The following is a 25084-nucleotide window of genomic DNA, read 5'->3' as shown; positions in this document are numbered from 1 at the left end:
CGCGGTCGACCCGTCAGCGACCGCCCGACACCCCCGCGTCCCGCAGCGCGAGATCGGCGAGCTGGCGCACGACACGCGGGTCGCCCGCGCGCCAGGCGGCGACCGGATCCGGGTGCGCCTTCAGCAGCGCCGCCGGCTTCCTGGACGAGAGGGCCCGCAGCGCGAGCAGCTCGGTGCCGCCAGGCGTCGCGGCGAGCTGCCGGGCGGCCGCCGCGCGCCGCACGAACGAGACGCGCCGCAGCAGCCAGTGCCGCACGATGAACGCGATCGGCACGAGCGCCACGAGGAGCCCGAGCACGAGCGCGATGGTGCCGACGAGCGACTGCTGGTCGCGCCCTGCCTGCACGAGGCCGGATCCGATGCCGCTCGCGTCCTCGAACGGCCCGCGCGCGGCGTCGCCCACGAGCGGCAGGCGGCCGAGGGCGTCGGCCGCGTCGGTCATGGATCCGCTGAGCCGCGTGCCCGACTCCTCCATGCTGCGGCCGAGGTCGCCGAGCGGGCGGATGAGCGCGGCCACCGCGATCCCCACCAGCACCGACACGACGATGCCCGCGAGCGCCGCGGTGTCGGCCGCAATCTGCCGGGCGCGGACGAGGGGGAGCGCGGAGTAGAGCTGCATGCGTCCAGCCTGGCCCGCGGGCCGTCCCGGGTGCGCCGGGCGGTCGGTCAGCCGGACGCGTCGAGCGCCTCCAGAGCCCGCAGCGCCTCCCGCGCCCGCTCGAGGCGCGCGTCCTCCGGCTCGTCCCACCAGCGCGGGCCGCGCTCGCCGAGGCCGTGCTTCGCGAGGCTGACCCGCTCCCGGGCCGTGGCGATCGCGGCGTCGTCGCCCGCGCGCTTCGCCGCGCGGATCCCCGACCGGCCGCGGCCGAGGTGCGACTTCAGCGCGTCGACCAGCTCGGCCGGCAGCGACGGATCCGTGCGGGGCCAGCGCCGCCCGTCCACGACCAGCCAGCGCTCCGCCTCGATCGCGGCGGCAGACGCCGCGGCGTCTGCGTCGGGATCCTGCGGGCGCTCGGTCATGATCCCGACGCTAGCCCCGGTCGCACCGGGCGACCGACCGTCCGCGGCGATCGGCCACGTACGGCGACGGGCCCGCACGCACGCGGCCCCGCGCGCGCCCGGCAGACACACGAGGGCCGGGGCGCACGCACGCCCCGACCCTCGGATCGGCCCCCCGATCAGCTCGCGGGTCGCCCCGCGAGCAGCTCTCGGCGGGTCAGCCCCGCCACACCTGGATCACCGACGGGCGCGGTCCGCGCCACGCGCCCTTGGGCGGGGTGGCGCCTGCCGGCACGTAGTCGGGGAAGAACGAGTGCTGCTCGGCGAACGAGCCGTCCTCGCCCGGGTGCTGCACCGCGACGAACACCATGCCCTCGGTGTCGTGCACGACCGGCCCGCAGGTCTCCGCCTCGGTGGGCACGGAGAGGAACTGCTGCACGTGGCCGCGCTCGGCGCCCTCGACGGGGACCTTGAACAGGCCGTCGTTGAGGCCGATGGTGCTCGGGGCGCCGTCGGTGGAGATCCAGAGGTTGCCCTCGGAGTCGAACGCGACGTTGTCCGGGCAGCTGATGGGCGAGACCTTGTCCTTCGGGAAGCCCGAGAAGTAGGTGGACTCGTTCTTCGCCGGGTCGCCCGCGACGAGCAGCAGGTTCCAGGTGAAGGTGGTCGAGCGGGCGTCGCCGCCGTCCTCGGTGATCTCCACGATGTGGCCGTCGCGGTTGGTCGTCCGCGGGTTCATCTCCGTGGCACCCTCCTTGCCGGCCTTGCCGCGGTCGGTGTTGTTGGTGCAGGCGACGTAGATCTTGCCGGTGACGGGGCTCGGCTGGACGTCCTCGCAGCGGTCCATCTTCGTGGCGCCCGCGGCGTCGGCGACGAGGCGCGTGTGCACGAGCGCCTCGTCGGTGGTGAACCCGGGGACCTGGCAGACCCCGTCGATCACGAGCGGGATCCACTGGCCGATGCCGTCGAACGAGCCGTCCGACGGGACCTGGCCGGTGCCCGTGATCTCCGCGACGGGCGAGTCGCCCGTGAAGCGCGCCACGTAGAGCGCGCCGCGCGTGAGCAGCTGCTTGTTCCGCTTGCGGTCCTGGCGCGTGGTGCCGGTGACCATCGTGTCGTGCGAGACGAACTTGTAGAGGTAGTCGAAGCGCTCGTCGTCGCCCATGTACGCGGCGACGTGGCCGCTCTTCCCGAGGATCACGTTGGCGCCCTCGTGCTTGAAGCGGCCGAGCGCGGTGTGCTTCACGGGCGCCTCGCCGGGCTCGAACGGGTCGACCTCGACGATCCAGCCGAAGCGGTTCGGCTCGTTCTCGTAGCCGGCGGTGCGGGCGTCGAAGCGGGGGTCGATGGCCTCCCAGCCGCGGGTCGTCGCCTTGTCGGCGAGGCCGTAGCGCTTGTCGGCGGCGCTCGTGCCCGGGGTGCGGAAGTAGCCGTTGAAGTTCTCCTCGCCGGAGAGCACGGTGCCCCAGGGGGTGGTGCCGCCGGCGCAGTTGCCGAGCGTGCCGAGGATCCGCGTGCCCTTCGGGTCGTCCTTGGTGCGCAGGGACGCGGATCCGGCGGCGGGGCCCGACACGGAGAAGGGCGTGTCCGCGGTGATGCGGCGGTTGCGGTGGTGCCCGATCGTGTAGGTCCACGGCTGGCCGACGGTCTTGCGGCGGAGCGCGACCACCGACATGCCGTGCGAGGCCTTGCCGATGCGGCGCTGCTCGGCGAGCTCGGCGTCGTCGGCCGCGGGCGGGAACATGATGTTCTCGTTCGTGTACTCGTGGTTGGCGACGAGCAGCGCCTCCTTGTTCCGCGAGTTGATCGGGATGATGTCGAGGTAGTCGTTGTTGTAGCCGAACTGGCGCGACGCGAGCTTGGCGGTCTGGTTGTCGGCGTCGAAGTCGTCGGCGTAGCTGAAGAGCGGGTCGCCCCAGCGGATGATCGGCTGCCAGCGGTACCCGGTCGGCACGGTGAACTGGTCGACGGCGGCGTCGACGGGCGTGATCGCCGTGAAGGGCAGGTTCGACGCGGCCTGCGCGGCGGCGGCCTCGGCGCCGGGAGCCGCGGCGTTCTGGGCCACGAGGATCGCGAGGGCACCGGCGCCCGCGCCGCCGAGCAGCGTGCGGCGCGAGAGGGCGCGGCCGGCGATGTCGCGGAAGTAGGAGTTGTCGGTGACGTTCGGCACGGGCTTCGTGCACGCGTCGTCGCACTTGAGGTGGCAGGTGACGGTGCTGCGCTTGCCGCGGGCGTGCGGGTCGCGGGACAGGATCGGCAGCAGCCGGTGGTGGTTCTCGCGGGTGAGGGTCATGTGGGGTCTCCATCGATCTCGGGCGTCCCCAGCGGGGGCGGCGGACGCATCACGCTTGGAAGGTATTGGCGCCCTCGGGCGCGCCCCCGACTCCGGGGTGGACGCCGGGTTAACCGGGGATGGACGGATCGCGCGGGCGTAGCGTCGAGGAGCGGCGCGGATCCGCGCCGCCTCAGACCCGAGGAGGATCCCCATGGCCAGGTTCGACACGAAGACCGCGCTCGTGACCGGGGGAGGCAGCGGCATCGGCGCCGCGATCTCCCGCGCGCTCGCCGCGGAGGGCGCGTCGGTCGTCGTCACCGACATCCAGCTGGAGGCGGCCGAGCGCGTCGTCGCCGAGATCGAGGCGGCGGGCGGCACCGCGACCGCGTTCCGCCAGGACACCGCGAAGGCGGAGGACTCGGAGGCCGCCGTCGCGCACGCCGTGGACACCTACGGCGCCCTGCACCTCGCGGTCAACAACGCCGGCATCAGCGCGCCCGCGGCCGACATCGGCGACTACGAGATCTCCGCGTGGGACCGCACGCGCGCCATCGACCTCGACGGCGTCTTCTACGGCCTCCGCTACCAGCTCCCCGCGATGGTGGAGGCGGGCGGCGGCGCGGTCGTCAACATGAGCTCGGTGCTCGGATCCGTCGGCTTCGCCCAGAACGCCGCATACGTCGCGAGCAAGCACGCCCTCGTCGGCCTCACCAAGGTCGCGGCGCTCGAGTACACGGCCCGCGGCGTGCGCACCAACGCGGTCGGCCCCGGCTTCATCGACACCCCGCTCGTGCGCTCGTCCCTCTCGGCGGACGCGCTCGCGTACCTCGAGAGCCAGCACGCGACCGGCCGCCTCGGCACGGACAAGGAGGTCGCGGCCCTCGTGCTCTTCCTCCTCAGCGACGACGCGTCCTTCATCTCGGGCAGCTACCACCTGGTCGACGGCGGGTACTCGGCGCGCTGATCCGCGGGTCGCGCGCGCATCCGCGGCGCACGACCTCGCATGGCCGCGGCCGCCCGGCGCGTCGAGACGCCGGGCGGCCGCGGGGTCGGTGCCGCGCCCGTCAGACGGGCGCGAGGAACGTGAGCTGCGACCCGTCCTCCACGATGAGCGGCCCGAGAGCCGCGTTGAACTCGGCGCCGTACGACGCCCCGATGTGCGCCTGGAACGCCGCGTCGTCCCGGTAGACCTCGTGCACCACGAAGCGCGCCGGTTCCTCCACCCTGCGGTACGGCTCGAAGACGACGTTGCCGGGCTCGGCGCGCACGAGCTCGGCGAACTCCGCGATCATCCGCGCGACCTGCTCCTCGTTCCCCGGCAGCGCCGTGAACTCCGCGTACAGGACGGTGGCGGTCATGCCGTGGCCGCGCCCGTCATGATCGCGACGGCGTCGGTCATCGAGTGCGACTGCGGCGTGATCGTCGCGGCCTTCTTGCCGAGGCGCTGGATGTGGATCCGGTCGGCGACCTCGAACACCTGCGGCATGTTGTGGCTGATGAGGATCACCGGGATGCCGCGGTCGCGCAGGTTCCGCACCAGCTCGAGCACCTGGTTCGACTCGCGCACGCCGAGCGCCGCGGTGGGCTCGTCGAGCACCACGACCTTGGATCCGAACGCGGCGGCGCGCGCCACGGCGACCGCCTGCCGCTGCCCGCCGGAAAGGTTCTCGACGGGCACGGTCACGTCCTGCAGCGTAGAGATGCCGAGCTCGGTCAGCTCCGCCTTGGCCTCGCGGCGCATGCCGGCCGTGTCGAGCATGCGGAAGACGGATCCGAGGATCCCCTTCTTCCGCTTCTCGCGCCCGAGGTAGAGGTTCGAGGCCACGTCGAGCGCGGGCGAGACGGCGAGGTTCTGGTACACCGTCTCGATCCCCGCGGCCCGGGCGTCCTGCGGCCGCTTGAACGACACCGGCTTCCCGTCGAGGAACAGCTCGCCCTCGTCGGGCGTCTCCGCTCCCGTGAGGCACTTGATGAGCGTCGACTTGCCGGCGCCGTTGTCGCCGATGATCGCGAGCACCTCGCCGGGGAAGAGCTCGAGGCTGACGCCGTCGAGGCCGACCACCCGGCCGAAGGTCTTCACGAGCCGCTTCGCCTCGAGGACGGGCGTGCGGGTCGGGGCGGGGGCGCTCCCCGCGGGGTCGGTGAGGGTCACTTGCGCACCTTTCGGATCCACTGGTCGACGGAGACCGCGACGATGATGAGGACGCCCACCGCGAGGGTCTGGTACAGCACGTCCAGCCCGGCGAGCGAGAGCCCGTTGCGGAAGACGCCGACGATGAGCGCGCCGAGGAGCGTGCCCCAGACGGTGCCGCGTCCGCCGAAGAGGCTCGTCCCGCCGATGACCACCGCGGTGATGGAGTCGAGGTTGAGGTCGGCTCCCGCGTTGGGGCTGGCCGCGTTGCTGCGGCCGATCGCGATCCACGCGCCGACCGCGAGGATCGCCCCGGCCGCGAGGTACACGCTCATGAGCACCCGGTTGACGCTGATGCCGGCGAGGCGCGCGGCCTCCTTGTCGTCGCCGACCGCGTACACGTGCCGGCCCCACGCGGTCTTGCCGAGGATGAACGCGACCACGATGTAGAGCACCAGCATGAGCACCACGCCGAAGCTGATCTTCACCCCGGCCAGGTCGAACGTGCGGCCCGTCCACGAGAGGGCGGCGGGCATGTCCACGCCGCGGATGGTCGCGCCGTTGGAGTAGAGGAGCGTGAGCGCCACGAAGATGTTCAGCGTCCCGAGCGTGACGATGAACGGGGGCAGCCGAAGCCGCGTCACGAGCAGCCCGTTGAACGCGCCGGCCGCGAGGCCGACGATGAGCCCGGCGGCCAGCGCGGCGGGTGCCGGCAGGCCGTTCTCGCTCGCGGTCTGCGCGATGACCATCGACGTGAGCACCATCACCGCGCCCACCGAGAGGTCGATGCCCGCGGTGAGGATGATCAGCGTCTGCGCCACCGCGAGCGTGCCGACCACGGCGACCTGCTGCGTGACGAGCGACAGGTTGGCGGGATCGAGGAACCGGTCGTTGAGCAGGCCGAACACGATGACCGCGAGGACCAGCACGACGGCGGGGCTGACGGCGGGGTAGCGGTGGAGCACCCCGCGGATCCGGTCGACGGGGGAGCGCCGGTCGAGGAACTCGTTCGCGAGGTCGAGGGCGGAGGTGGGCGGGTTCGGGTCGGTGGTCCGGCTCACGGTCACTCGCCCCAGCACTTCGTCGCGGCGTCGTCGGCCGTGATGCTCTCGAGGCCGTCGACGGGGGTGTCGGTGACGAGCGCGGATCCTGTGTCGAAGAAGTCGAGGCCGGCGCTCGTGGCGGGCTTGGTGCCGTCCTTCGCGAGCTGCGCGATGGCCTCGACGCCGAGCTGCGCCATCTTCACCGGGTACTGCTGGGCGGTGGCGCCGATGACGCCCTCCTTGACGTTCTTGACGCCCGCGCAGCCACCGTCGACCGAGACGAGGATCACGTCCTTCTCCTTGCCGGCCGCCTGGAGCGCCTGGTACGCGCCGAACGCGGCGGGCTCGTTGATCGTGTAGACGACGTTGATGTCCGGGTCCTTCGACAGCAGCGTCTCCATCGCCGTGCGGCCGCCGTCCTCGGCGCCCTGCGTGGCCTCGTTGCCGACGATCTCGTAGTCGCCGCCGCTGTAGTCGCCGGTCTTCGCCTCGTCGCCGTTCTTGGCCTTGTCGCCGACGTCGATGCCCATGCCGGTGAGGAAGCCCTGGTCGCGGTTGTAGTCGACCGAGATGGCCTTGTCGTCGTACAGGTCGAGGAGGGCGATGGTCGCCTTCTTGCCGCCGAGCTGCGCGGCGGCCCACTTGCCGATGGACTCGCCCGCGGCGAAGTTGTCGGTGGCGAACGTGATGTCGACGGAGTCGGCCGGGTCGGGCGCCGTGTCGAGCGCGATGACGAAGAGGCCGGCGTCGCGGGCCTTCTGGATCGCGTCGAGGACCGACGGGCCGTTGATCGTGATGAGGATGCCCTTGTCGCCCTTCGAGATGGCGTTCTCGATGGCCTGGATCTGGGTGTCCTCGTCGCCGTCCGCCTTGCCGGCGGCGAGCGTGAGGTCGATGCCGTCCTTCGCCGCGGCCTCCTTCGCGCCGTCCTCCATCGCGACGAAGAAGGGGTTCGTGGTCGTCTTCACGATGAGCGAGACGCCGACGTCGCCGGAGCCGCCGCTGCCGCCGGATCCGGAGCCGCCGCTGGAGCTGGAGCAGCCGGCGAGCCCGCCCGCGGCGATGAGGGCCGCAGAGCCGAGGGCGATGGTGCGCACGAGGCGCGGGGATCGGTTCGTCATTGATGGATCCTGTCCTTCGGGTGGGAGCGCGCTCCCGACAACGTTGTCAGGTAGAGGTCTACCGGGTGAGACCCGATAAGGTCAACCCATTGCGCAGAGAGCGAGACCGTTTCGTGACACCGTTGTCATCCCCGCCCGGATCCCCGGCCGACCCGCCGTCGGGCGCGCGCCGCCCCACGATGAAGCACGTGGCGCGGCTCGCGGGCGTCGGCATCAAGACCGTGTCGCGCGTGGTCAACGGCGAGCCGAACGTCTCCGCGGAGATGACCGCCCGGGTGCAGGCCGCCGTGGAGCAGCTGCAGTACCAGCCCGATCTGCACGCGGGCAACCTGCGCCGCGCCGACCGGCGCACCAACACGCTCGGCCTGCTCGTCGGCAGCGTGGCCAACCCGTTCTCGGGAGCGGTGCATCGCGCGGTCGAGGAGGTGGCCAAGGAGCGCCGGGTCGCCGTCTTCGCCTCGAGCCTCGACGACGACCCCGAGCGCGAGCGCTCCTCCGTCGACGCGTTCCTCGCCCGCCGGGTCGACGGGCTCATCCTCACCACCATCGCGCCCAGCCAGGCCTACCTCGGCGTCGCGGCGTCGCGTGGCACCCCGCTCGTGTTCGTCGACCGCGTGCCCGCCGGGCTCGAGGCCGACTCGGTCATCGTCGACAACGCGGCCGGCATCTCCCGGGCGGTCGCGCACCTCGCCGACCAGGGCCACCGCCGGATCGCGTTCCTCGGCGACCGGCCGGAGATCTTCACGGCCCGGGAGCGCGAGCGCGGCTTCGTCGAGGAGATGCAGCGGCGCGGGCTGCCCGTGGCTCCCGAGCTCGTGCTCGACGGCGCGTGGGACGAGCGCGTGGCCGAGGCGCTCGCCGAGCGACTGCTCGCCCTGCTCGAGCCGCCGACCGCGATCGTCAGCGGGCAGAACCTCATCACCATCGGCGTCATCACGGCCCTCCGGCGGCACGACGCCCACCGTCGCATCGCGCTCGTCGGCTTCGACGACCTGCCGCTGGCGGCCCTGCTGGATCCGGCCGTCACCGTGATCGCGCAGGACCCGTCGGGCATCGGCCACGCCGCCGCAGAACGCGTCTTCGCCCGGCTCGACGGGGACGCCGGCCCCGCGCAGACCGTCGTCGTCCCCACCACGCTCATCGTCCGAGGCTCAGGAGAGGTCCCCCGCCATGCATGACCAGCCCATCGTCGTCGTCGGCGACGCCCTGATCGACCTCATCCGCGAGGGCGGCGAGGAGACCGCCTTCGTCGGCGGAGCCGCGCTCAACGTCGCCGTCGGCCTCGCGATACTCGGGCACCGCGTGCAGCTCGTCGCCATGGTCGGCGATGACGAGCACGGCGAGCGGATCCGCGCCGAGCTCGCCGCGCACGGGGTCGAGCTCATCGCCACCGTCGGCCCGTCCGGGACCTCCGTCGCGGTGAGCGAGCGCGAGGACGGCGAGCCGCGCTACTCCTTCAACGAGGCGGCGTGGAACCGGCGCGTGCGCATCGGCGAGGCGGAGCGGGCGTCGCTCGACGCGGCGTCGCTCGTGGTCGTCAGCTGCTTCCCGTACGACGACCACGCGCAGGCCGACGAGCTGCTGGCGGCCGTGCGGGATCCGCGGGAGCGCCTCCTCGTCGACCCGAACCCCCGCGGCGGCATGCTCCACGACGCGGCCCGGTTCCGCGCCGGGTTTGCGCGTGCGGCGGCTCAGGCGCTGCTGGTGAAGATCGGCGACGACGACACGGCGCTGCTCGGCCTGGGTGCGCTGGCCGACGCGCGCGCGCAGCTGCACGCGACCGGCAGCCGCCTCGTGCTCGCCACCGAGGGCGCGCGCGGCGCGAGCGTGCAGCTCGAGGGCGGCGAGGTCGTCACCACGGGCATCGCGCCGGATCCGCGACCCGTCGTCGACACCATGGGCGCCGGGGACGCGTGCCTCGCCGCCGCGGCCGACGCCATCGTGCGCCGGGGTGCGCCGCGCACGCCCGCGGAGGGCGAGGCGATGCTGCGCACCTGCATGGCGATCGCCGCGGCCACCTGCCGCGAGCAGGGCGCGCTGCTGAGGATGCCGACCGCCTGAGGCGAGCGCAGGGCGCAGCGTACCGCCGCGCGGGGCTGTCCGATCCGGCTCCCGCGTGCGGCGTAGCGTCGACGCGAACGAATCGATCGAACCGCCGGGCGGACATCCCCTCGGCGGCGGTGCTCGGGCAGGTCAGCGCAGTCCTCACGTGATGCGTCCGCCGGCGACACCCTTCCTCGGCAGGCGGCTGCGGGCCCTGCGCCGCGCACCGATGGAGCAGACGAGGAGGATCACCATGGACGACGCACGAACCCTGATCATCGGCGGCACCGGGACGGTCGGCTCGGCCGTCATCGCCGAGGCCCTGCGTCGAGGGATGACCGGACTGCGGGTCATGAGCCGCGACGCGCGGCGGCTCGAAGACCTCGCCGACGGCGTCGAGGGCGTGGTCGGGGATCTGGGCGACCCCTACGACGCCATGCCGGCGTTCGACGGAGTCGAGCAGGTGTTCCTGGCCCTGACGGGGACGCCCACCGAGCTGTACGAGACCACCGTCGCGGTCGACCACGCCGTGGCGGCGGGGGTCCGCCGGATCGTCTACCTCTCCGTCCAGGACCTCGACCGGGCGCCGCAGGTGCCGCACAACTCGGCGAAGCTCGCCGTGGAGTCCCTCCTCGAGCACAGCGGCGTCGAGGCCTGCTTCCTCCGCGTCAACAACTTCTTCCAGAACGACGTCTGGTACCTCGACGCGATCCGCGACGGCGTGTACCCGCAGCCGCTCGGCGGGACGGGCGTCTCCCGGGTCGACGTGCGCGACATCGCCGAGGTCGCGGTGAGCGCCCTGACCCCGGGGACGGAGCTCGCGGGCCCGATCGACGTGGCCGGCCCGACCGCGTGGACCGGCGAGGCGACGGCCGCGGCCCTGTCCGACGCCCTCGGGAGGACCGTGACGTACGGGGGAGACGACCTGGTGGCGTGGCGCGAGGCGTCCCTCGCCTCCATGCCCTCGTGGCTGGTCTACGACTACGAGCGCATGTACTCCGGCTTCCAGCGCGACGGGCTCGTCGGGAGCCCCGAGGCCATCGCGCGTCTCCGCGGCATCCTCGAGCACGCGCCCCGCGCGTACGAGGACTACGTGCGGGAGCTGCTCGGGCCCGTCTCCTAGCGGGACCCGGCCAGCATGCCGATCACGGCGGCGTCCGGGCGTCGCGTCAGCGGATCCCGCTGCGGGCGAACCCCTGCACGAAGTAGCGCTGGAAGACCAGGAACAGCACCACCATCGGCGCCACGTTGATGAGTGCGAACGCCATCGTGCCGCCGTAGTCGGAGCCGAACTGGCCCTGCAGGTAGAGCAGGCCGATCGGCAGCGTGAAGAGCTCGTTCTGCTTGAGCGCGATGAGCGGCCAGGAGAAGTCGTTCCACGTCGACAGCAGGCTCATGAAGAAGAGCACCGCGAGCAGCGGCTTGGACAGCGGCAGGACGATGCTGCGGAGGATGCGCAGGTGGCTCGCGCCATCGATGCGCGCGGCCTCGATGAGCTCCGTCGGGATCCCGAGGATGGACTGGCGCGCGAGGAACAGCCCGAAGGCGCTCGCTGCGGTCGGCAGGATGACGGCCCAGTACGTGCCGTAGAGGTCGAGGCCGGTGACGAGCGTGAACAGCGGCACCATGATCACCTGCACCGGGATCATGAGCGTCGCGAGCGCGACGAGGAACACGGCGTTGGATCCGCGGAACCTCAGCCGCGCGAACGCGTATCCGCCCAGCACGTTGATGGTCACGGTGATGAGCGCGACCACGAGGGCGATCGCGGTCGAGTTCCCGAACCAGGTGGCGACGGGGAAGGAGTCGAGCACGCGCTCGAAGTTCGCCGTCGTGAGGGTCGTCGGGAAGATGCGCAGCGCCCCGCCGAGGAGGTCGGCGCGCGTGGAGAAGGCGACGACGACCATCCAGTACAGCGGGAACAGGATGATCAGCGAGACGACGACGGCGGCGAGGAGCCGCAGCGCGCGGAGGCGGCGTTCGCGGGCGCGGCGGGCGCCGGGGCGGGTGAGGGGCGCGTCGGGAGCGGTCCGCGCGCGGCGGACCTCCTGCTCCACGGGCGCGACGGGTGCGGTGGTCATGGCGCGGCTCTCAATCCACGAGGTCCCGGGAGCGGCTGGAGTACCAGCGCACCACCGTGAAGGCGAGCATGACGGCGAGCAGCACGACGCCGATGGCGGCCGCGTAGCCCTGGTCGCGCGTCACGAAGCCCTGGTCGTAGGCGTACGTGACGATGACGCTGGTGGCGTTGCCCGGCCCGCCGCCCGTCATCACGAAGACCAGATCGAAGACCTGGAACGAGTAGATGACGTTGAGGATCAGCAGGAAGAACGACGACGGGCCCACGAGCGGCACCGTGAGGTACCGGAAGCGCTGCCAGCCGCCCGCGCCGTCGAGCCGACCGGCCTCGTAGACGCCCGCGTCGACGGACTGCAGGCCCGCGAGGTAGATGAGCATGTTGAAGCCGACGCGCCACCACAGCGTGATGAGCACGATCGAGACGAACGCCGCCGTCCCGTCCGACTGCCACGGCACACCCGGCAGGCCGACCGCGCGCACGAGCTTGTCGATGAGCCCGCTGTTCTCGTCGAACAGGAGCACGCCGATGAGCGCGGTCGCGACGCCCGAGATCGCCATCGGGAGGATGAGGATCGAGCGGAAGAGCCCGCGCGCCGGCAGCACCGAGTTGAGCAGCACGGCGGCGCCGAGGCCGAGGCCCATCGACAGCGGCGTGACGATCACGGTGAAGAGCACGGTGTTGGCCGCCGAGCGCCAGAACACGGGATCGGACACGAGCCGCTGGTAGTTGTCGAGGCCCGTGAACGTGCCGCCGCCGAAGCCGTCGGTGCGCTGGAGGCTCACGAACACGGCCCAGACGAGCGGTACGAGCACGAAGAGCGTGAGCATGAACAGGTTCGGCGTGAGGAGCATCCACGCGACCGCCGCCTCGCCGCGGGAGCGCGAACGGGACCCCGGCCGCTGCGGGCGGGGCGTCGACCTCCCGGCGTCCGTCCCCCGGCCGACGGGTGGGGTCGCGCGGGGCGCGACCCCGGGTGCCGCCGTCATCAGCCCGCCTGGACGGCCGACGCGATGCCCGTGCTGAGCGCCGCCACGACGTCGTCCGTGCTCGCGTCGCTCGTGAACGCCTTCTCGAGCTCGTCCTGCAGCACCGTGATGATGCGCGACATCGATGGGGAGGCGACCTGCCCCGAGTCCGACGCCTGCACGGTGCTGGCCTGGCCGACGTAGACGGGCGCCAGCTCCGGGCGCACGGCGAACTCGATCCCCGAGTCGATGAGGTCCTGCCGCGTGGGAAGCAGCGACGCGCCCTCGCAGAAGGCGCGCATGGCGTCCTCCTGGGTGAGGAAGTCCAGGAAGGCGGCGGCCAGCTCGGGATCCGCCGTGTCCTTGGTCACGACGAGGGCGTTGCCGCCGAAGTCGCTCGCGGCGCGCACGTCGCGCGGCGCGAAGGTCGCGCCCCACTCGAAGTCGAGCGTGTCGGTGGCGTCCGGGATGGAGAAGGCGCCCGAGAAGACCATGGCCGTGGTCTGCGCGTACCAGCTGTCCTGCGCGTAGGTGGAGGACTTGATCGTGTCGTTGTCCGGCACGTAGCCCTTGGCGAAGAAGGCGCGCGTGAAGTCGACGGCCTTGCGCGCGGCGTCGGAGTCGATGGCCGCGTCGGACAGGTCCTCGGTGAGGAAGCGACCGTCGGCCTCGAACAGCCAGGTGAGCCAGCGCGTGACCCCGTTGCCCTGCCAGTTGTAGGCGAACGGGTACTGGTCAGCGGGGAGGGACGCGCGCAGCTGCGCGGCGACCGCGTCGAACTCCTCCCACGTCCAGGCATCCTCGAGTGCGGTGGGGATGTCCGTGACACCGGCGGCGTCCAGGAGCGCCTTGTTGTAGAGGATCGCCGTGGTGTCGGTGTGGTGCGGGATGCCGAAGGGGGAGCCCTCGTTCTGCACGGCCGCCCACGCGCCGCGCGTGAAGCGGTCGCCGAAGTCGCCGTCGAGGTGGTCGCTCAGGTCGAGGAGCTGGCCGCGTCCCGCGTAGCTGCCGAACGTGTAGTACGGCACGCGGAAGACGTCCGGCGGGTTGCCGGCCTGGAGCTGCGCGTCGATGTTCGTGAACATCTGCTCGTACGGGACTGCGTTGAGCGCGACGGTGGATCCGGGGTTGGCGTCCTGGAACCGGGAGATCTGGTCGCGGAAGCCGGCCAGCTCGGAGTCGGTGCCCCAGGTCGTGAAGGTGAGGGTGCCGGCGGCGGCGGACGTCGCGGGCTTGCTGAAGCCGGCGCAGCCGGCGAGGAGCGCGGTGAGCGACACGGCGCCGGTGGCGGTGAGGAAGCGTCGGCGGTCGAGTTCCATGGGTTTCCTTTCCGATGGGGCATCGCCCGAGTCGACGCGATGTACCGCCACTGAATACCCCAGGCGAGGGAACCGGGGCGCCCTCGGATGCATCCGTCAGATCTGCTGTCCGTTCAGCGTCCGAGCGCCAGGAAGAGCGCGGCGAGGCCGGCGCACGCGGTGAGGGCGGCCACGAGCGCCGGGAGCGCGCCGCCGGGGAGGCCGGTGCCGGGGTCGACGGATCCCGCGGTGAGGATCCGGTGCACGCGCCGGTAGCGGAGGTGCGCGGTCGTGAGCACGGCGAGGGCGGCGATGACACCGGCCGCGGCGACCACCAGGCCGGCCGCGCCGAGGAGCGTGGGGAGCACGCGCAGCCCGAGCAGGGAACCGGCGACCAGCGCCAGCGCCGTCCGCCGCCACGCGAGCGCCGTGCGCTCGGGCTGGAGGCCGGGGTCGGAGGGGCGGCTGGCCGGATCCGGCGTGCTCACGCCGTCAGCACGCCCAGCAGCACGAGCACCCCGGCCGCGACCACGGCGATCCCGAGCGGAAGCGACAGCGCGGCCGACGGCAGCGGGCGGTCGCGGCGGAGGGCGCGCTCGGTGCGCATCCAGCCGATCCAGGCCTGCGCGGGCGCGGCGATCCCGGTGACGATCAGCACGATCGAGGCCGCCAGTCGGAACCCCGGCTGCAGCCCGAGCCCCAGCGCCTCGAGCGCGACGCCGCCGGCGATCAGGGCGAGCGAGGTGCGGATCCAGGCGAGGAACGTGCGCTCGTTCGCGAGCGTGAAGCGCACGTCGGGCTCGGCGCCCTCGCGGTAGACGCTCCGCGGGAAGCGGCGGTCGCTCGGCGGCGAGCCGGGGGCGGGGGCGGTCATGCGGCGGGATCCAGGGACCGGTCGGCCGGGGCGCGCGAGGGCATGTCGCCATCCTGGCCGACCGGACCGACCGCCGCGTCGATCCGCGCCCGGTGCCGCCGCTCGATCGCCTGGCCCGCGTACGACGCCGCGACGATCAGCGCCGCGCCGGCCGCGCCGACCGGCCCGATCGCCTCCCCGGCCAGCACCACGCCCACCAGCAGCGCCCACACCGGCTCGGTGCCCATGAGGATGCTCGCGCGCGACGCCGACGTCCGCCGCACGGCCCAGAGCTGCACCGCGAACGCGAACAGCGAGCACAGCACGCCGAGGAAGAGGACGCCGGCCCAGCCCCGGGCGTCGAGCGCCGCGGCCGCCGCGGGCAGGTCGGGTCCCGCCATCGCGGAGAAGAGCGTCGCGCACACGGCCATCTGCACGAGGACCACGCCGAGGGATCCCTCGCTCCGCCCGCGCGTGAGGTGCCCGCTCGCGGTGACGTGCACGGCCCGCACGACCGCCGCGGCGATCACGAGCCCGTCGCCCGGCGTCGGCGCGCGCAGGCCGCCCTCGGACACGAGCAGCGCGACGCCGACCACGGCCGCGACCGCCGCCACGAAGTACGACCGCGGCAGCCACGAGCGCGACGCGGCGCCCTCGAGCACAGGCGTCATCACGAGCGCGAGGCTGATGAGGAGGCCCGCGTTGGTCGCGCTCGTCAGGTGCACGCCCCAGGTCTCCAGGCCGATGACCGCGGCCTGCGAGCAGCCGAGCGCCGCCGCGATCAGGAGGCCGCGACCGCGCGGCAGCCGCTCGCGCCGGGCCAGGCAGACGATCCCGGTCGCGACCGCCGCGACGAGGAAGCGCAGCGCGACGGCCGCGGGCACGCCCGTCTCCGCCGCGAGGTCCTTGGCCGCGAGGAAGCTCGCGCCCCAAACGGCCGCGACGGCCAGGAGCAGCAGGTCGACGACGGGCTCGGGGCGGGTGCGGGAGGCCATGTCCCCACTGTCCGGCAGGCGACGCGGAAGATCGACGGGCATCGTCTTCATCGATGCGTTAGGCAGCGCTGATGCATTAGACAGGGCTCATGGATCCCGCCCGCCTCCGCCTCCTGCGCGAGCTCGGCGACCGGGGCAGCGTCGCGGCCGTCGCGGTCGCGATGCACGTGAGCGCGTCCGCCGTCTCGCAGCAGCTCGCCGCGCTGCAGGCCGGCGTCGCGGTGCCGCTCACCGTCAAGCGCGGGCGGCGGCTGGTGCTCACGGAGGCCGGCGAGGCGCTCGCCGCGGCGTCGGTGCGCGTGGACGAGGCGCTCGCCGCGGCCCGGGACGCCGTCGGGTCGTTCCTCGAGCACGACGCCCGGGTCGTCCGCGTGTCCGCGTTCCACAGCGCCGGTCTCGCGCTCTTCGGGCCGCTGCTCGCGGAGCTGGCGGGCGCGGAGGGATCCGGCACGGGCGTCGCGCTCGCGGACGCCGACGTGGCGCAGGGCGACTTCGCCGGCCTCACCGCGGATCACGACCTCGTCGTCGCGCACCGCCTCCCGCACGACCCGCCGTGGCCGACCGCCCGCCTCGTGGTCGTGCCGCTCCTCGTGGAGCCGCTCGACGTCGCCCTCCACGCCGGGCACCCGCTCGCATCGTCCGCGGGCATCGCGCCCGACCAGCTCCGCGACGAGCGGTGGATCTCCACCCACGCCGGCTTCCCGCTCGCGGGCGTGCTCGACCACCTCGGCGCGCTCATCGGGGAGGCGCCGCGCATCGTCCACCGCGTCAACGAGTTCTCGGTGGCGGCGCAGATCGTGCGGGCCGGCGACGCGATCGCCGTGATGCCCCGCACGACCGGAGCCCCGCTCGCGGTCGACGGGATGGTGCTGCGGCCGGTCGTCGGCGCGACCCTCGTGCGTCACGTCGACGTGCTCGCCCGGCCGGACGCGCTCGCGCAGGCGCCCGTCCGCGTGGTGCTGGCGGCGCTGCGACGGGTGGCGGACGCCGCGGCGGAGGCCGCCGAGCGGACCGCCGCGACCTGACGCGGCGCGCGCCGGGCGTTCGGGGCCGCGGGCTCAGCCCCCGATCCCCTCCAGCTCCGCGAGCGCGTCCTCGGGCAGCCGGATCCGCGCGCCCGCCACGTTCTCCCGCAGGTGCTCCACCGACGACGTGCCCGCGATGACGAGCAGGTTCGGTGACCGCTGCAGGAGCCAGGCGAGCGCGACCGGCAGCGGCGAGGAGCCGAGCGAGGCGGCGACACGCGCCAGCGCCTCCGACTGCAGCGGCGAGAAGCCGCCGAGCGGGAAGTACGGCACGTACGCGATGCCGTCGGCGGCCAGCTCGTCGATGAGCGCGTCGTCGTCGCGGCGCGCGAGGTTGTAGTGGTTCTGTACGGAGACGATGGGCGCGATCCCGCGGGCCTCGGCCACCTGCGCGGGCGTCACGTTGCTCACGCCGAGGTGCCGGATCAGCCCCTCCCGCTGCAGCTCCGCCAGCGCGGTGAACGGCTCCTCGATGGATCCGTCGGTCGGGCTGTCGAACGCCCCGACGCGGAGGTTCACGACGTCGAGCACGTCGAGCGTCAGGTGCGTGAGGTTGTCGTAGACGGCCTGGCGGAGCTCGGCCGCGGAGAGCGCCTGCGGCCAGCGGCCCTTGGCGTCGCGCAGGGATCCGACCTTCGTCACGATGTGCAGGCGCTCCGGGTACGGGAACAGCGCCTCCTCGATGATCGCGTTCGTGTGCCCGGGGCCGTAGAAGTCGGCCGTGTCGATGTGCGTGATCCCGAGCGCGACGGCCTCGCGCAGCACGGCGCGGGCGGCGTCCGGATCCGCGGGCGGCCCGAACACACGAGGCCCCGCGAGCTGCATGGCGCCGTAGCCGAAGCGCGTGACGGTGAGGTCGTGGGCGAGCGGGAAGAGCCCTCCGGGCAGGTCGGTCGGCATGGCGATCCTCTCGGGTGGCGGGCGTGGACCCACTCTCCCGCGGTCGGATGCGCCAGCCGCCGCACTCGCAGGAGCCCGTGAGCGGATCCGCCCGCGAGCGCCCTAGGAGGAGGCGCCGGCCGACCCCACGGCAGGCAGCTCCTGCGCCGCCGGGTGCGCCCGCCGCGTCGCGAGCACGCGCGAGAACACGAGCACGAGCAGACCGGCCGCCGGGATGAAGATCAGGCCGAAGCGGAGCGACGAGGCGTCCGCGATGGCGCCGACGACGGGCGGCGAGATGAGGAAGCCGAGCCGCAGCAGCCAGCCGACGATGGTGAGGCCGGTGCCGGGCTTGAAGCCCGGGAGCTCGTCCGCGGCCTGCATGGCGGCGGGGATGAGGGTCGCGACGCCGAAGCCCGCGACGCCGAAGCCGACGATCGTGCCGACGATGCTCGGGAACGCGAGCGCGGCGCCCATGCCGACGAGCACGAGGACGCCGCCGAGCCGGGCGATGGCGCGCTGGCCGAAGCGGTCGACCATGCGGTCGCCGAGCATCCGGCCGATGAACTGCATGCCCTGGAGCGAGATGAAGCCGAGGCCCGCGACGAACGCGCTGGCGCCGAGGTCGCCCGAGAGGTAGATGGCGGACCAGGAGCTGCCGGCGTCCTCGACGATGGCGCCGCCGGACGCGATGATCACGAGCGCGAGCAGCACGCCGTACTTCGCGACCAGGCCGAGCGCGCGCGGGGAGGCGGCGCGCGCGACGTCGCCCTCGGGATCCGGCGCGTGCGCGTGCGCCGCGCCGCCCTCGCCGGGCTCCGGCTCCGGGCCCTTCAGCAGCCACAGCAGCGACAGCACCGCCAGCGCGCTGAACAGCACGGCCGAGATGGAGAGGTGCACGATCAGCGGCATCCGGATCTGCGCGGCGGCCGCGCCCATGATGCCGCCCGCGACCGCGCCGATCGACCAGACCGCGTGGAACGAGTTGATGATCGACCGCCCGTACAGCCGCTGCACCCGGAGCGCGTGCGAGTTCTGCGCGACGTCGGTGATCGAGTCCATGGCGCCCGCGAGGAAGAGGGCGCCCGCGAGCACGAGCCAGCCGGGCGCGAGGCCGGCCAGCAGGATCCCGATGGAGGCCACCACGGTCGCGGCGACCGCCACGCGCGCCGACCGGTACCGGCGGATGAGCACGCCCGCGGCGAGCCCGGCGATGAGCGCGCCCAGCGGTGACGCGGCGACCGCGGCCCCGAACTCGACGTTGGCGAGCCCGAGCTCCGCCTTGATCGACGGGTATCGCGGCAGCAGGTTCGCGAAGATCGCGCCGTTGGTGAAGAAGAGGACGCCGACGGCGACGCGCGCGCGGCGGACGTCGCGGGTCGGGGCGGGCGTGCGCGACAGCGTCGGCGCGGACGGGGAGGGCATCGTCGGTCTCTCTCTGGCCGGGTGGCGCCGTGGCGCGGGGCGGGTCGGCGCCGATCCCTCGGCTGCCGGATCCAGCCTAGGGTCGGCGCGATGCCAGCGGTGACGTGTCCTCGGTGATGTCCATCACGAGGTCCATCAGCGGCACGAGCCGGGCGCTCACCTCGTGGCCGAGCTCGGTGAGCCGGTAGTCGACCCGCGGCGGGATGGTGGGCTGCGCCTCCCGGAGGACGAGCCCGTCGTCGGCGAGCGTGCGCAGCGTGGAGGCGAGCATCTTCTCGCTGATCCCCTCGACCTCGCGCCGCAGCTCGCCCCAGCGGCGGGACCGCTCGCCGAGCGCGAGGAGCACGAGCACGCCCCACTTGCTCGTGATGTGGTCGAGCAGGGTGCGCGACGGGCAGTTCGCGGGGTAGCGGCCCTCGGTCACGCCGGGTCGGCCGCGGCTCACCCGGAAGCTCATCTGCGTCACATCACACAACTTACCAGAAAGTGGGTACCTCCCTGTGGGAAGGTACTCGGCGACGGAGTCGTTGACCCCGGCGTACCGCTCCTCCCGACTCGAAAGGCATCCCATGACCATCGTCGTCACCGCCGCCACCGGCCGCCTCGGATCGCGCATCGTCGCGTCCCTCCTCGCCCGCGGCGCCGCCGCCTCCGACGTGCTCGCCACGGCGCGCCGCCCCGAGGCCCTCGCCGACCTCGCCGCGCAGGGCGTGCGCACCGCGCGCCTCGAGTACACCGACGCCGACAGCGTCGCCGCCGCGATCCAGCCCGGCGACACCCTCGTGCTCGTCTCCGGCAGCGAGGTCGGCCAGCGCGTGCCGCAGCACACCACCGTCATCGAGGCCGCGAAGGCCGCGGGCGTCGGCCGGATCCTCTACACGAGCGTCCTCCGCGCCTCCACCACCGAGCTCTTCATCGCGGGCGAGCACAAGGCCACCGAGGAGGTGCTCGCCGCCTCGGGCGTGCCCGTCACGCTCCTCCGCAACGGCTGGTACACCGAGAACTACGCCGGCACGGTCGACTCCGTGAAGCAGTCCGGCGCGCTCCTCACGAGCGCGGGCGACGGCCGCGTCGCGAGCGCCACCATCGCCGACTTCGCCGAGGCCACCGCGGTCGCGGCCCTCGACGACTCGCTCGCCGGGCAGACCCTCGAGCTCGCGGGCGACGAGCGCTGGACCCAGGACGACCTCGCCCAGGCGATCTCCGGCATCCTCGGCCAGCCCGTCCCCGTCTCGCAGGTCTCGAGCGAGGAGCACGCGCGGATCCTGGGCGGCGCCGGCCTCGACGAGGGCACCGTCGGCTTCGTCGTGGGCCTCGACGCCGCGACGCGCGCCGGCCAGCTCGACGACGAGACGGGCGACCTCGCGCGCCTCCTCGGCCGTCCCACCACGTCGCTCGCCGACGGCCTCCGCCAGGCGGTCGCGGGCGCCTGATCCGCCCGGATCCGCGCCCGAGGCGGATCCGCACGCCACGACGGCCCGTCCCCGCGCGGGGGCGGGCCGTCGTCGTGCGAGCGCGGCCTCAGCCGAGCGCGGCCCGCATCCGCCGGATCTCGTCGGGTCCCACCCGGCAGCACCCGCCGACGAGCGACGCGCCCGCCTCGATCCACGCGTCGACGGCCGGCAGCGCCGGGTCGCCGCCCCAGGCGCGCGCGACCGCGTCCCAGCGCTCGCCGGAGTTCGGGTAGACGACCACCGGCCGGTCGGTGACGCTCCGCGCCGCGGCGATCGCGGCGGGCACCTCCTCCGGTTGCGCGCAGTTGATCCCGACGGCGACGACCTCGTCGGCCTCATCCGCGAGCGCGAAGCCCTCGGCCATGGGCTCGCCCGAGCGCAGCCGCCCGCCCGCGACCGTGAACGCGAGCCAGGCGGACGCGCCCGAGCCGCGCGCGAGGTCCACCAGCGCGCGGCCCTCGTCGAGGCTGGGGATGGTCTCGCAGGCGAGGAGGTCGGCGCCCGCGTCGGCGAGCACGGCGAACCGCGCGGCGTGCCAGCGGCGGAGCTCGTCGCGCGTCAGGCCGCTGGATCCCGCGTACTCGGAGCCGTCGCCGAGCGTCGCGCCGTACGGACCGACGGACGCGGCGATCCACCGGTCTCGGCCTGCCCCGGCGGCGTCCTCGCGCGCGACCTCGTCCCGCGCCTCGGCCGCGAGCCGCACGCTCGCCCGCAGCAGCGCCTCGGTCTCCGCCGCGCCCAGCCCGCGCGCCGCGAAGGCCGCGAAGCCCACCTGGTACGACGCCGTGATCGCCACGTCCGCCCCCGCGCGGAAGAACTCGGCGTGCGCCGCCCGCACCGCGTCGGGCTCGTCGGCGAGCACGCGGGCGCTCCACAGCGGATCCGACAGGTCGTGCCCGCGCGCCTCCAGCAGCGTGCCGAGGCCGCCGTCGAGCACCAGCGGGCGGTCGGGGAGCGGGGGCGGCCGGGTCATGCGCACATCCTGCCGGAGCACGGTGACGGATCCGCCGTCCGCGACGCCCCGCGACACCGAGCGTCCGCCGCGTGCCCACCCGACCGCGAGGCGCCGCCGTCCCGGGTACCGTGGACGCGACGGTGGGAGTCCCGATGAAGGATGACGACGACGTCGACCTGGTGATCGACGCGTGGGGCGCCGCCATGCCCGACGTCGACTTCGCGCCGCTCGACGTGGTGTCGCGGCTGCGGCGCCTGCTGCCGCAGATGCAGCGGATCCGCGAGGGCGCCTTCGCCGCCGAGGGCCTCACGACGAGCGAGTTCGAGTTCCTCTCCGTGCTCCGCCAGCAGGGCGACGCGGGCCTCACGCGCGCCGGGCTCGCGGAGCGCCTCGGCACCGACACCGGCAGCCTCGTGCACCGCGTGAACCGGCTGACCGCGCGCTCCTTCATCACGCGCGAGGAGGATCCGGCGGGCGGCCGCAGCCGGCTCGTGGTGCTCACGCCGTTCGGCATCGAGCGCGTCGACCGGGCGATGCGCCGCCTCGTGGCCGACGAGGACGAGGTGCTCGCCGACCTCAGCCGAGAGCAGATCGCGACGCTCATCGACAGCCTGCGGGTCATCGCGCGGACGACCGAGCGGGTGCGGGCGCGGCGCGGTTAGAGTCAATGACCTGCAATCAGCCCGGTCGTTCTCGCGACCCTCGAGCTAGGGCTACTCAAGACGGACTTTTCAGGTCCCGCGATGATGCGGGTCAGCTGCTTAGAGGGCTGCCGATGAAGTACGAAGAAGCGCCATCAGCTACGCGTCTCCTTTGCGCGGCGCGAGCGATTCCTGTGGAATAGAGAAAAGAAGACATTCTTGTCCTTGTCGGCCACTGCTTCCGGGGTTGGTTGCGCCGGAGCGGCCTTGGCTGCCATTATCTGCTGGTCCCAAGAGAAGAGAATCGGGTGAATATTGGGATCGTCGAGAATTGTAACGACTAGGAGGTCGTTCGCGGAGAACGTGCTTTGCAATCCACGAACAGTCATTATGGTGAGAATTGCGTATAGTGCAGCTACGAACACGAAAGCCTGCCCTAGCGTAACCGCACTATAGAAGCCGGGAATATAAGAGAGAAGCGCTGCTGTGAGTGCTATAAGTGGGATAGTAAGAGCGTAGCGAAAAGAAGCCTCGGTGATTTCTCTATCGTACTCGCTGTGGACGCTGGGGTGTTTTAGCATTAACCGTTGAGCTGCCCGCGGCATGGCATCTTGTAGATCCTCGTCAAGAGAATCAGAGGCGCCCCTCACAAGCTCCCATAGGTTCTTTGGCTTGCCTTCCCTTCGCTTTACCGTGATTGAACTCTCTAAAAGCTCGCGTGTTCGGGGCAATTCTTGAAGCACTTCGGCCGGCGAGACTCCAGCTCGCTCCGCTTCATGGAGGCGAGTTAGTGCAAGCTTATGCAGCTTATCGCTGTCAGCCTCCCTCATTGCTGTCAGTGAACCCGCAATTTTCCAGGTGCTTTGCGACTCAAGGATATAATCGTAATCGTTGGCCAGGCCGCGAAATGCCGGAAGCTTTAACATGAGCTGGACCATCGGCCGGGTCATGGCCAGCGCTGGTGCCGACAGCGCTCTGTAGACCTGCGAGAGCTGAACCGATAACACCACTCCCGCGAGATAGGCCACGAATGTGACGACGGCCACTACTCCAGGGGTGCCAAGCGGCTCGACGAGTCGCCAGATCTCGCGCACTAGCTGAGGAGCCTCTTCGCTGTCCACATCTGGTGATTGGCGCGCTATGGCAAACCAGGCTGCAAGCAGCCAGAGGAGCCCGCACGCCAGCGGTGACCTCAAATCCCGTAAACCGGGCACGAGAGCAGCGAACATGGCGTCTTTCTGACTGGGGGGGGGGGTAGCGAGCATGCGGTCGTCGGCGACTGGGATGTGGGCCGCGGCAATCTGTGGATGGCAAGCGCGTACTTTATGCGAGCCGGCTTCATTAATAGCATTCCTCTCATTCCATCGCGACCCCCCTTTAGCGTCTCAAAGCTTCAGATGTGGGTAAGTGACGGTCCGCGCCCTCGGGACCGCAACGATTTGGTCGCACGGACGCGCACCGGAGCACGATGGACGGATGGCCGACACCGCATCCACCCCGCCCGCCGTCCTCTTCGACATCGACGAGACCCTCATCCACACGGGCGGGTCCGGCGCCCGCAGCTGGGCGATGGCGTTCCGCGACCTGCACGACGTCGAGGCCGACATCGGCGAGCACTCGTCGGCGGGGGAGACGGATCCGCAGGTCGGCGCCGCGACCTTCCGCGCCGTGATCGGCCGCGACCCCGAGCCCGCCGAGCTCGCCCGCCTCTACGCCTCCTACCTGCGGCACCTCGCCGACGACATCCGCGTGTCCGAGGGCTACCGCGTGCTCGACGGCGCCGAGGCGCTGCTCGATCGGCTCGCCGACGCGGGCGTCGTGCTCGGCGTCGTCTCCGGCGCGATGGAGGGCGCGGCCCGCACGAAGATGGAGCCCGCGCGGCTCGGCCGCTTCTTCGTGTTCGGCGCGTACGGATCCGACTCGCCCGACCGCGTCGACGTGGTGCGCCGCGCCATCGCCACGGCCGGCACCCTGCGCGGCGCCGCCCCCGCGCGCGACGAGGTGCTCGTCGTCGGCGACACCCCGAACGACATCACCTCCGCGCACGACGCCGGCGCGACCGCGGTCGGCGTCGCGAGCGGCCACTACTCGGCCGACGAGCTGCGCGACGCGGGCGCCGACCTCGTGCTCGAGTCCCTGGAGGGTCCGGCGCTGGAGCGGCTGCTCGGGCTCTGATCCTGAGCCGGCGACGCCTCCTAGCCCGCGGCCTCGGCCGCGTCGGCCTCCCCGCGCAGGAGGTCCTCGAGCGCCGCGCACGCGTCGACGCGCGTGGCCTCGACGTGCCGGCGCGCGAGATCCGCCGCCCGCTCGCCCTCGCGACGTTCGACCAGCGCCAGCAGCTCGCGGTGGTCGGCGAGCGAGTCGGTGCGCCGGGCGCTCGCGGCGGGCAGGTAGTGGAAGCGCACGCGCTTCGACATCGACTCGACGACCTGCGCGAGCGTGCTGTTGTGCGCGGCGGCCGCGATCGCGACGTGGAAGTCGTAGTTGAGGCGCGCGAGGTCGGCCGGATCCGCGGCGCGCTCCTGCAGGCGGATCACGCGCTCGAGCTCGCGGAGGTCGTCGGCCGTGCGGCGCCCCGCGGCGAGCTCGACGGCGCGCGGCTCGACGAGCGCGCGCGCCTCGAACAGGTCAACCAGCTCGGACAGCACGCGCGGCCGCACCGACATGCCCTCGTGCGCGCGATGCACGACCCAGCCGTCGGCCTCGAGCGCCCGCAGCGCCTCGCGCACGGGGATGTGGCTCGTGCCCATCCGCTGGGCGACCTCGTCGGCCTTCACGCGGGATCCGGGGGCGATGAGGCCGCCGAGGATCTCCTCCTCGAGCAGCACGCGCACGCGCTCCGCGGCGCCGAGACGGGCGGGGACGAGGGCGGGGGAGGCCATGGCCTGATTATAGGATCCGC

At 72.8% G+C, this 25084-nt stretch carries 27 protein-coding genes; 8 read left to right on the top strand and 19 right to left on the bottom strand.

Translation table 11 applies throughout. The annotated features are described in order from the left end of the window. Positions 1-13: 13 nt before the first annotated feature. The 3 genes from NL142_RS15040 to NL142_RS15030 all read right to left on the bottom strand — a co-directional run bounded on the left by NL142_RS15040 (position 14) and on the right by NL142_RS15030 (position 3292). Positions 14-619, bottom strand: a complete 606-nt coding sequence (locus tag NL142_RS15040) for a hypothetical protein (RefSeq protein ID WP_435080343.1) — start codon at positions 617-619, stop codon at positions 14-16. Between the two features lie 47 nt (positions 620-666). Continuing rightward, positions 667-1020: a biopolymer transporter Tol gene (locus NL142_RS15035; RefSeq protein ID WP_435080342.1), complete on the bottom strand. Its 354-nt coding sequence runs from the start codon at positions 1018-1020 to the stop codon at positions 667-669. A gap of 196 nt (positions 1021-1216) precedes the next feature. Continuing rightward, positions 1217-3292 carry a PhoX family protein gene (locus NL142_RS15030; protein ID WP_435080341.1) on the bottom strand — a complete coding sequence of 692 codons (2076 nt, stop codon included), beginning with the start codon at positions 3290-3292 and terminating at the stop codon, positions 1217-1219. A 193-nt stretch (positions 3293-3485) separates the two neighbouring features. Here NL142_RS15030 and NL142_RS15025 point away from each other — a divergent pair, with 193 nt between their 5' ends. Then, the gene (locus NL142_RS15025; RefSeq protein WP_435080340.1) at positions 3486-4238 is read left to right on the top strand and encodes an SDR family NAD(P)-dependent oxidoreductase; all 753 of its coding nucleotides are present in this window, start codon (positions 3486-3488) and stop codon (positions 4236-4238) included. A 100-nt stretch (positions 4239-4338) separates the two neighbouring features. On the opposite strand, the gene NL142_RS15020 is transcribed toward NL142_RS15025, so the two are convergent. From NL142_RS15020 to NL142_RS15005, 4 genes are read right to left on the bottom strand one after another with little or no spacing between them, the layout of a single operon-like run. After that, on the bottom strand, positions 4339-4632 hold the full coding sequence (locus NL142_RS15020) for a putative quinol monooxygenase (RefSeq protein WP_435080339.1): 294 nt from the start codon (positions 4630-4632) through the stop codon (positions 4339-4341). Next, complete coding sequence (locus tag NL142_RS15015; protein ID WP_043583835.1) at positions 4629-5426, bottom strand: ATP-binding cassette domain-containing protein; 798 nt, start codon at positions 5424-5426, stop codon at positions 4629-4631. Before NL142_RS15015 ends, NL142_RS15020 begins: the two co-directional genes overlap by 4 nt. Further along, positions 5423-6466 carry an ABC transporter permease gene (locus NL142_RS15010; protein ID WP_194684214.1) on the bottom strand — a complete coding sequence of 348 codons (1044 nt, stop codon included), beginning with the start codon at positions 6464-6466 and terminating at the stop codon, positions 5423-5425. Before NL142_RS15010 ends, NL142_RS15015 begins: the two co-directional genes overlap by 4 nt. A gap of 2 nt (positions 6467-6468) precedes the next feature. After that, positions 6469-7569, bottom strand: coding sequence for a substrate-binding domain-containing protein (locus tag NL142_RS15005; RefSeq protein ID WP_012039530.1), 1101 nt, complete (start codon positions 7567-7569; stop codon positions 6469-6471). Positions 7570-7682: 113 nt separating this feature from the next. On the opposite strand from NL142_RS15005, the gene NL142_RS15000 reads away from it, so the two are divergent. The 3 genes from NL142_RS15000 to NL142_RS14990 all read left to right on the top strand — a co-directional run bounded on the left by NL142_RS15000 (position 7683) and on the right by NL142_RS14990 (position 10735). Then, a complete protein-coding gene (locus tag NL142_RS15000; protein WP_435080338.1) occupies positions 7683-8747 on the top strand; it encodes a LacI family DNA-binding transcriptional regulator in 1065 nt (354 codons plus the stop codon). Then, a complete protein-coding gene (locus NL142_RS14995) occupies positions 8740-9630 on the top strand; it encodes a carbohydrate kinase family protein (protein WP_435080337.1) in 891 nt (296 codons plus the stop codon). The genes NL142_RS15000 and NL142_RS14995 overlap by 8 nt, the downstream gene beginning before the upstream one ends. A gap of 235 nt (positions 9631-9865) precedes the next feature. Next, positions 9866-10735 carry an SDR family oxidoreductase gene (locus NL142_RS14990; RefSeq protein ID WP_435080336.1) on the top strand — a complete coding sequence of 290 codons (870 nt, stop codon included), beginning with the start codon at positions 9866-9868 and terminating at the stop codon, positions 10733-10735. A 46-nt stretch (positions 10736-10781) separates the two neighbouring features. Here NL142_RS14990 and NL142_RS14985 read toward each other — a convergent pair whose 3' ends face one another. The 6 genes from NL142_RS14985 to NL142_RS14960 all read right to left on the bottom strand — a co-directional run bounded on the left by NL142_RS14985 (position 10782) and on the right by NL142_RS14960 (position 15803). After that, positions 10782-11693: a carbohydrate ABC transporter permease gene (locus NL142_RS14985; protein ID WP_081840891.1), complete on the bottom strand. Its 912-nt coding sequence runs from the start codon at positions 11691-11693 to the stop codon at positions 10782-10784. Positions 11694-11703: 10 nt separating this feature from the next. Next, entirely contained in the window at positions 11704-12543 is an 840-nt protein-coding gene (locus tag NL142_RS14980; RefSeq protein WP_051629215.1) for a carbohydrate ABC transporter permease, read from the bottom strand. A gap of 134 nt (positions 12544-12677) precedes the next feature. Next, positions 12678-13976 (bottom strand): ABC transporter substrate-binding protein, encoded by a 1299-nt coding sequence (locus tag NL142_RS14975; RefSeq protein WP_239544797.1) that lies wholly within the window; start codon positions 13974-13976, stop codon positions 12678-12680. 113 nt (positions 13977-14089) lie between these two features. Next, entirely contained in the window at positions 14090-14443 is a 354-nt protein-coding gene (locus NL142_RS14970) for a DUF202 domain-containing protein (RefSeq protein ID WP_435080335.1), read from the bottom strand. After that, complete coding sequence (locus NL142_RS14965; RefSeq protein WP_435080334.1) at positions 14440-14829, bottom strand: YidH family protein; 390 nt, start codon at positions 14827-14829, stop codon at positions 14440-14442. The genes NL142_RS14970 and NL142_RS14965 overlap by 4 nt, the downstream gene beginning before the upstream one ends. After that, positions 14826-15803 carry a DMT family transporter gene (locus NL142_RS14960; protein WP_435080333.1) on the bottom strand — a complete coding sequence of 326 codons (978 nt, stop codon included), beginning with the start codon at positions 15801-15803 and terminating at the stop codon, positions 14826-14828. The genes NL142_RS14965 and NL142_RS14960 overlap by 4 nt, the downstream gene beginning before the upstream one ends. A gap of 89 nt (positions 15804-15892) precedes the next feature. On the opposite strand from NL142_RS14960, the gene NL142_RS14955 reads away from it, so the two are divergent. Then, positions 15893-16828, top strand: a complete 936-nt coding sequence (locus NL142_RS14955) for a LysR family transcriptional regulator (protein ID WP_435080332.1) — start codon at positions 15893-15895, stop codon at positions 16826-16828. 33 nt (positions 16829-16861) lie between these two features. On the opposite strand, the gene NL142_RS14950 is transcribed toward NL142_RS14955, so the two are convergent. The 3 genes from NL142_RS14950 to NL142_RS14940 all read right to left on the bottom strand — a co-directional run bounded on the left by NL142_RS14950 (position 16862) and on the right by NL142_RS14940 (position 19589). After that, positions 16862-17728 (bottom strand): aldo/keto reductase family oxidoreductase, encoded by an 867-nt coding sequence (locus NL142_RS14950; RefSeq protein WP_435080331.1) that lies wholly within the window; start codon positions 17726-17728, stop codon positions 16862-16864. 102 nt (positions 17729-17830) lie between these two features. Next, a complete protein-coding gene (locus tag NL142_RS14945) occupies positions 17831-19132 on the bottom strand; it encodes an MFS transporter (RefSeq protein WP_435080330.1) in 1302 nt (433 codons plus the stop codon). A 76-nt stretch (positions 19133-19208) separates the two neighbouring features. Beyond that, complete coding sequence (locus NL142_RS14940) at positions 19209-19589, bottom strand: winged helix-turn-helix transcriptional regulator (RefSeq protein ID WP_435081608.1); 381 nt, start codon at positions 19587-19589, stop codon at positions 19209-19211. 112 nt (positions 19590-19701) lie between these two features. Here NL142_RS14940 and NL142_RS14935 point away from each other — a divergent pair, with 112 nt between their 5' ends. Then, on the top strand, positions 19702-20565 hold the full coding sequence (locus NL142_RS14935; protein ID WP_435080329.1) for an SDR family oxidoreductase: 864 nt from the start codon (positions 19702-19704) through the stop codon (positions 20563-20565). Between the two features lie 88 nt (positions 20566-20653). Here the strand turns inward: NL142_RS14935 and mmuM are convergent, their stop codons facing one another. After that, positions 20654-21559 carry a homocysteine S-methyltransferase gene (mmuM, locus tag NL142_RS14930; protein WP_435080328.1) on the bottom strand — a complete coding sequence of 302 codons (906 nt, stop codon included), beginning with the start codon at positions 21557-21559 and terminating at the stop codon, positions 20654-20656. Positions 21560-21693: 134 nt separating this feature from the next. Between mmuM and NL142_RS14925 the strand changes: the two genes are divergently transcribed. Continuing rightward, positions 21694-22203: a MarR family winged helix-turn-helix transcriptional regulator gene (locus tag NL142_RS14925; protein ID WP_435080327.1), complete on the top strand. Its 510-nt coding sequence runs from the start codon at positions 21694-21696 to the stop codon at positions 22201-22203. Between the two features lie 134 nt (positions 22204-22337). Here the strand turns inward: NL142_RS14925 and NL142_RS14920 are convergent, their stop codons facing one another. After that, positions 22338-23411 carry a hypothetical protein gene (locus NL142_RS14920; RefSeq protein ID WP_435080326.1) on the bottom strand — a complete coding sequence of 358 codons (1074 nt, stop codon included), beginning with the start codon at positions 23409-23411 and terminating at the stop codon, positions 22338-22340. Between the two features lie 247 nt (positions 23412-23658). Between NL142_RS14920 and NL142_RS14915 the strand changes: the two genes are divergently transcribed. Beyond that, complete coding sequence (locus NL142_RS14915) at positions 23659-24357, top strand: HAD family hydrolase (RefSeq protein WP_435080325.1); 699 nt, start codon at positions 23659-23661, stop codon at positions 24355-24357. A 20-nt stretch (positions 24358-24377) separates the two neighbouring features. Here NL142_RS14915 and NL142_RS14910 read toward each other — a convergent pair whose 3' ends face one another. Further along, complete coding sequence (locus NL142_RS14910; protein WP_435080324.1) at positions 24378-25064, bottom strand: GntR family transcriptional regulator; 687 nt, start codon at positions 25062-25064, stop codon at positions 24378-24380. Positions 25065-25084 lie beyond the last annotated feature (20 nt).

This window comes from Clavibacter quasicaliforniensis (genome assembly GCF_051201715.1).
GTDB classification, from domain to species: domain Bacteria; phylum Actinomycetota; class Actinomycetes; order Actinomycetales; family Microbacteriaceae; genus Clavibacter; species Clavibacter seminis.
The sequence above is the reverse complement of the archived record's forward strand: the minus strand, read 5'-3'. Positions and strand labels throughout refer to the sequence as shown.

Excerpts from the sequence above, each read along its gene's own strand:
- NL142_RS15040 (WP_435080343.1), bottom strand. The coding sequence starts at position 619 with ATGCAGCTCTACTCCGCGCTCCCCCTCGTCCGCGCCCGGCAGATTGCG.
- NL142_RS15035 (WP_435080342.1), bottom strand. The coding sequence starts at position 1,020 with ATGACCGAGCGCCCGCAGGATCCCGACGCAGACGCCGCGGCGTCTGCC.
- NL142_RS15030 (WP_435080341.1), bottom strand. The coding sequence starts at position 3,292 with ATGACCCTCACCCGCGAGAACCACCACCGGCTGCTGCCGATCCTGTCC.
- NL142_RS15025 (WP_435080340.1), top strand. The coding sequence starts at position 3,486 with ATGGCCAGGTTCGACACGAAGACCGCGCTCGTGACCGGGGGAGGCAGC.
- NL142_RS15020 (WP_435080339.1), bottom strand. The coding sequence starts at position 4,632 with ATGACCGCCACCGTCCTGTACGCGGAGTTCACGGCGCTGCCGGGGAAC.
- NL142_RS15005 (WP_012039530.1), bottom strand. The coding sequence starts at position 7,569 with ATGACGAACCGATCCCCGCGCCTCGTGCGCACCATCGCCCTCGGCTCT.
- NL142_RS14995 (WP_435080337.1), top strand. The coding sequence starts at position 8,740 with ATGCATGACCAGCCCATCGTCGTCGTCGGCGACGCCCTGATCGACCTC.
- NL142_RS14990 (WP_435080336.1), top strand. The coding sequence starts at position 9,866 with ATGGACGACGCACGAACCCTGATCATCGGCGGCACCGGGACGGTCGGC.
- NL142_RS14985 (WP_081840891.1), bottom strand. The coding sequence starts at position 11,693 with ATGACCACCGCACCCGTCGCGCCCGTGGAGCAGGAGGTCCGCCGCGCG.
- NL142_RS14980 (WP_051629215.1), bottom strand. The coding sequence starts at position 12,543 with ATGCTCCTCACGCCGAACCTGTTCATGCTCACGCTCTTCGTGCTCGTA.
- NL142_RS14975 (WP_239544797.1), bottom strand. The coding sequence starts at position 13,976 with ATGGAACTCGACCGCCGACGCTTCCTCACCGCCACCGGCGCCGTGTCG.
- NL142_RS14965 (WP_435080334.1), bottom strand. The coding sequence starts at position 14,829 with ATGACCGCCCCCGCCCCCGGCTCGCCGCCGAGCGACCGCCGCTTCCCG.
- NL142_RS14960 (WP_435080333.1), bottom strand. The coding sequence starts at position 15,803 with ATGGCCTCCCGCACCCGCCCCGAGCCCGTCGTCGACCTGCTGCTCCTG.
- NL142_RS14955 (WP_435080332.1), top strand. The coding sequence starts at position 15,893 with ATGGATCCCGCCCGCCTCCGCCTCCTGCGCGAGCTCGGCGACCGGGGC.
- NL142_RS14950 (WP_435080331.1), bottom strand. The coding sequence starts at position 17,728 with ATGCCGACCGACCTGCCCGGAGGGCTCTTCCCGCTCGCCCACGACCTC.
- NL142_RS14945 (WP_435080330.1), bottom strand. The coding sequence starts at position 19,132 with ATGCCCTCCCCGTCCGCGCCGACGCTGTCGCGCACGCCCGCCCCGACC.
- NL142_RS14940 (WP_435081608.1), bottom strand. The coding sequence starts at position 19,589 with ATGAGCTTCCGGGTGAGCCGCGGCCGACCCGGCGTGACCGAGGGCCGC.
- NL142_RS14935 (WP_435080329.1), top strand. The coding sequence starts at position 19,702 with ATGACCATCGTCGTCACCGCCGCCACCGGCCGCCTCGGATCGCGCATC.
- mmuM (WP_435080328.1), bottom strand. The coding sequence starts at position 21,559 with ATGACCCGGCCGCCCCCGCTCCCCGACCGCCCGCTGGTGCTCGACGGC.
- NL142_RS14925 (WP_435080327.1), top strand. The coding sequence starts at position 21,694 with ATGAAGGATGACGACGACGTCGACCTGGTGATCGACGCGTGGGGCGCC.
- NL142_RS14920 (WP_435080326.1), bottom strand. The coding sequence starts at position 23,411 with ATGTTCGCTGCTCTCGTGCCCGGTTTACGGGATTTGAGGTCACCGCTG.
- NL142_RS14915 (WP_435080325.1), top strand. The coding sequence starts at position 23,659 with ATGGCCGACACCGCATCCACCCCGCCCGCCGTCCTCTTCGACATCGAC.
- NL142_RS14910 (WP_435080324.1), bottom strand. The coding sequence starts at position 25,064 with ATGGCCTCCCCCGCCCTCGTCCCCGCCCGTCTCGGCGCCGCGGAGCGC.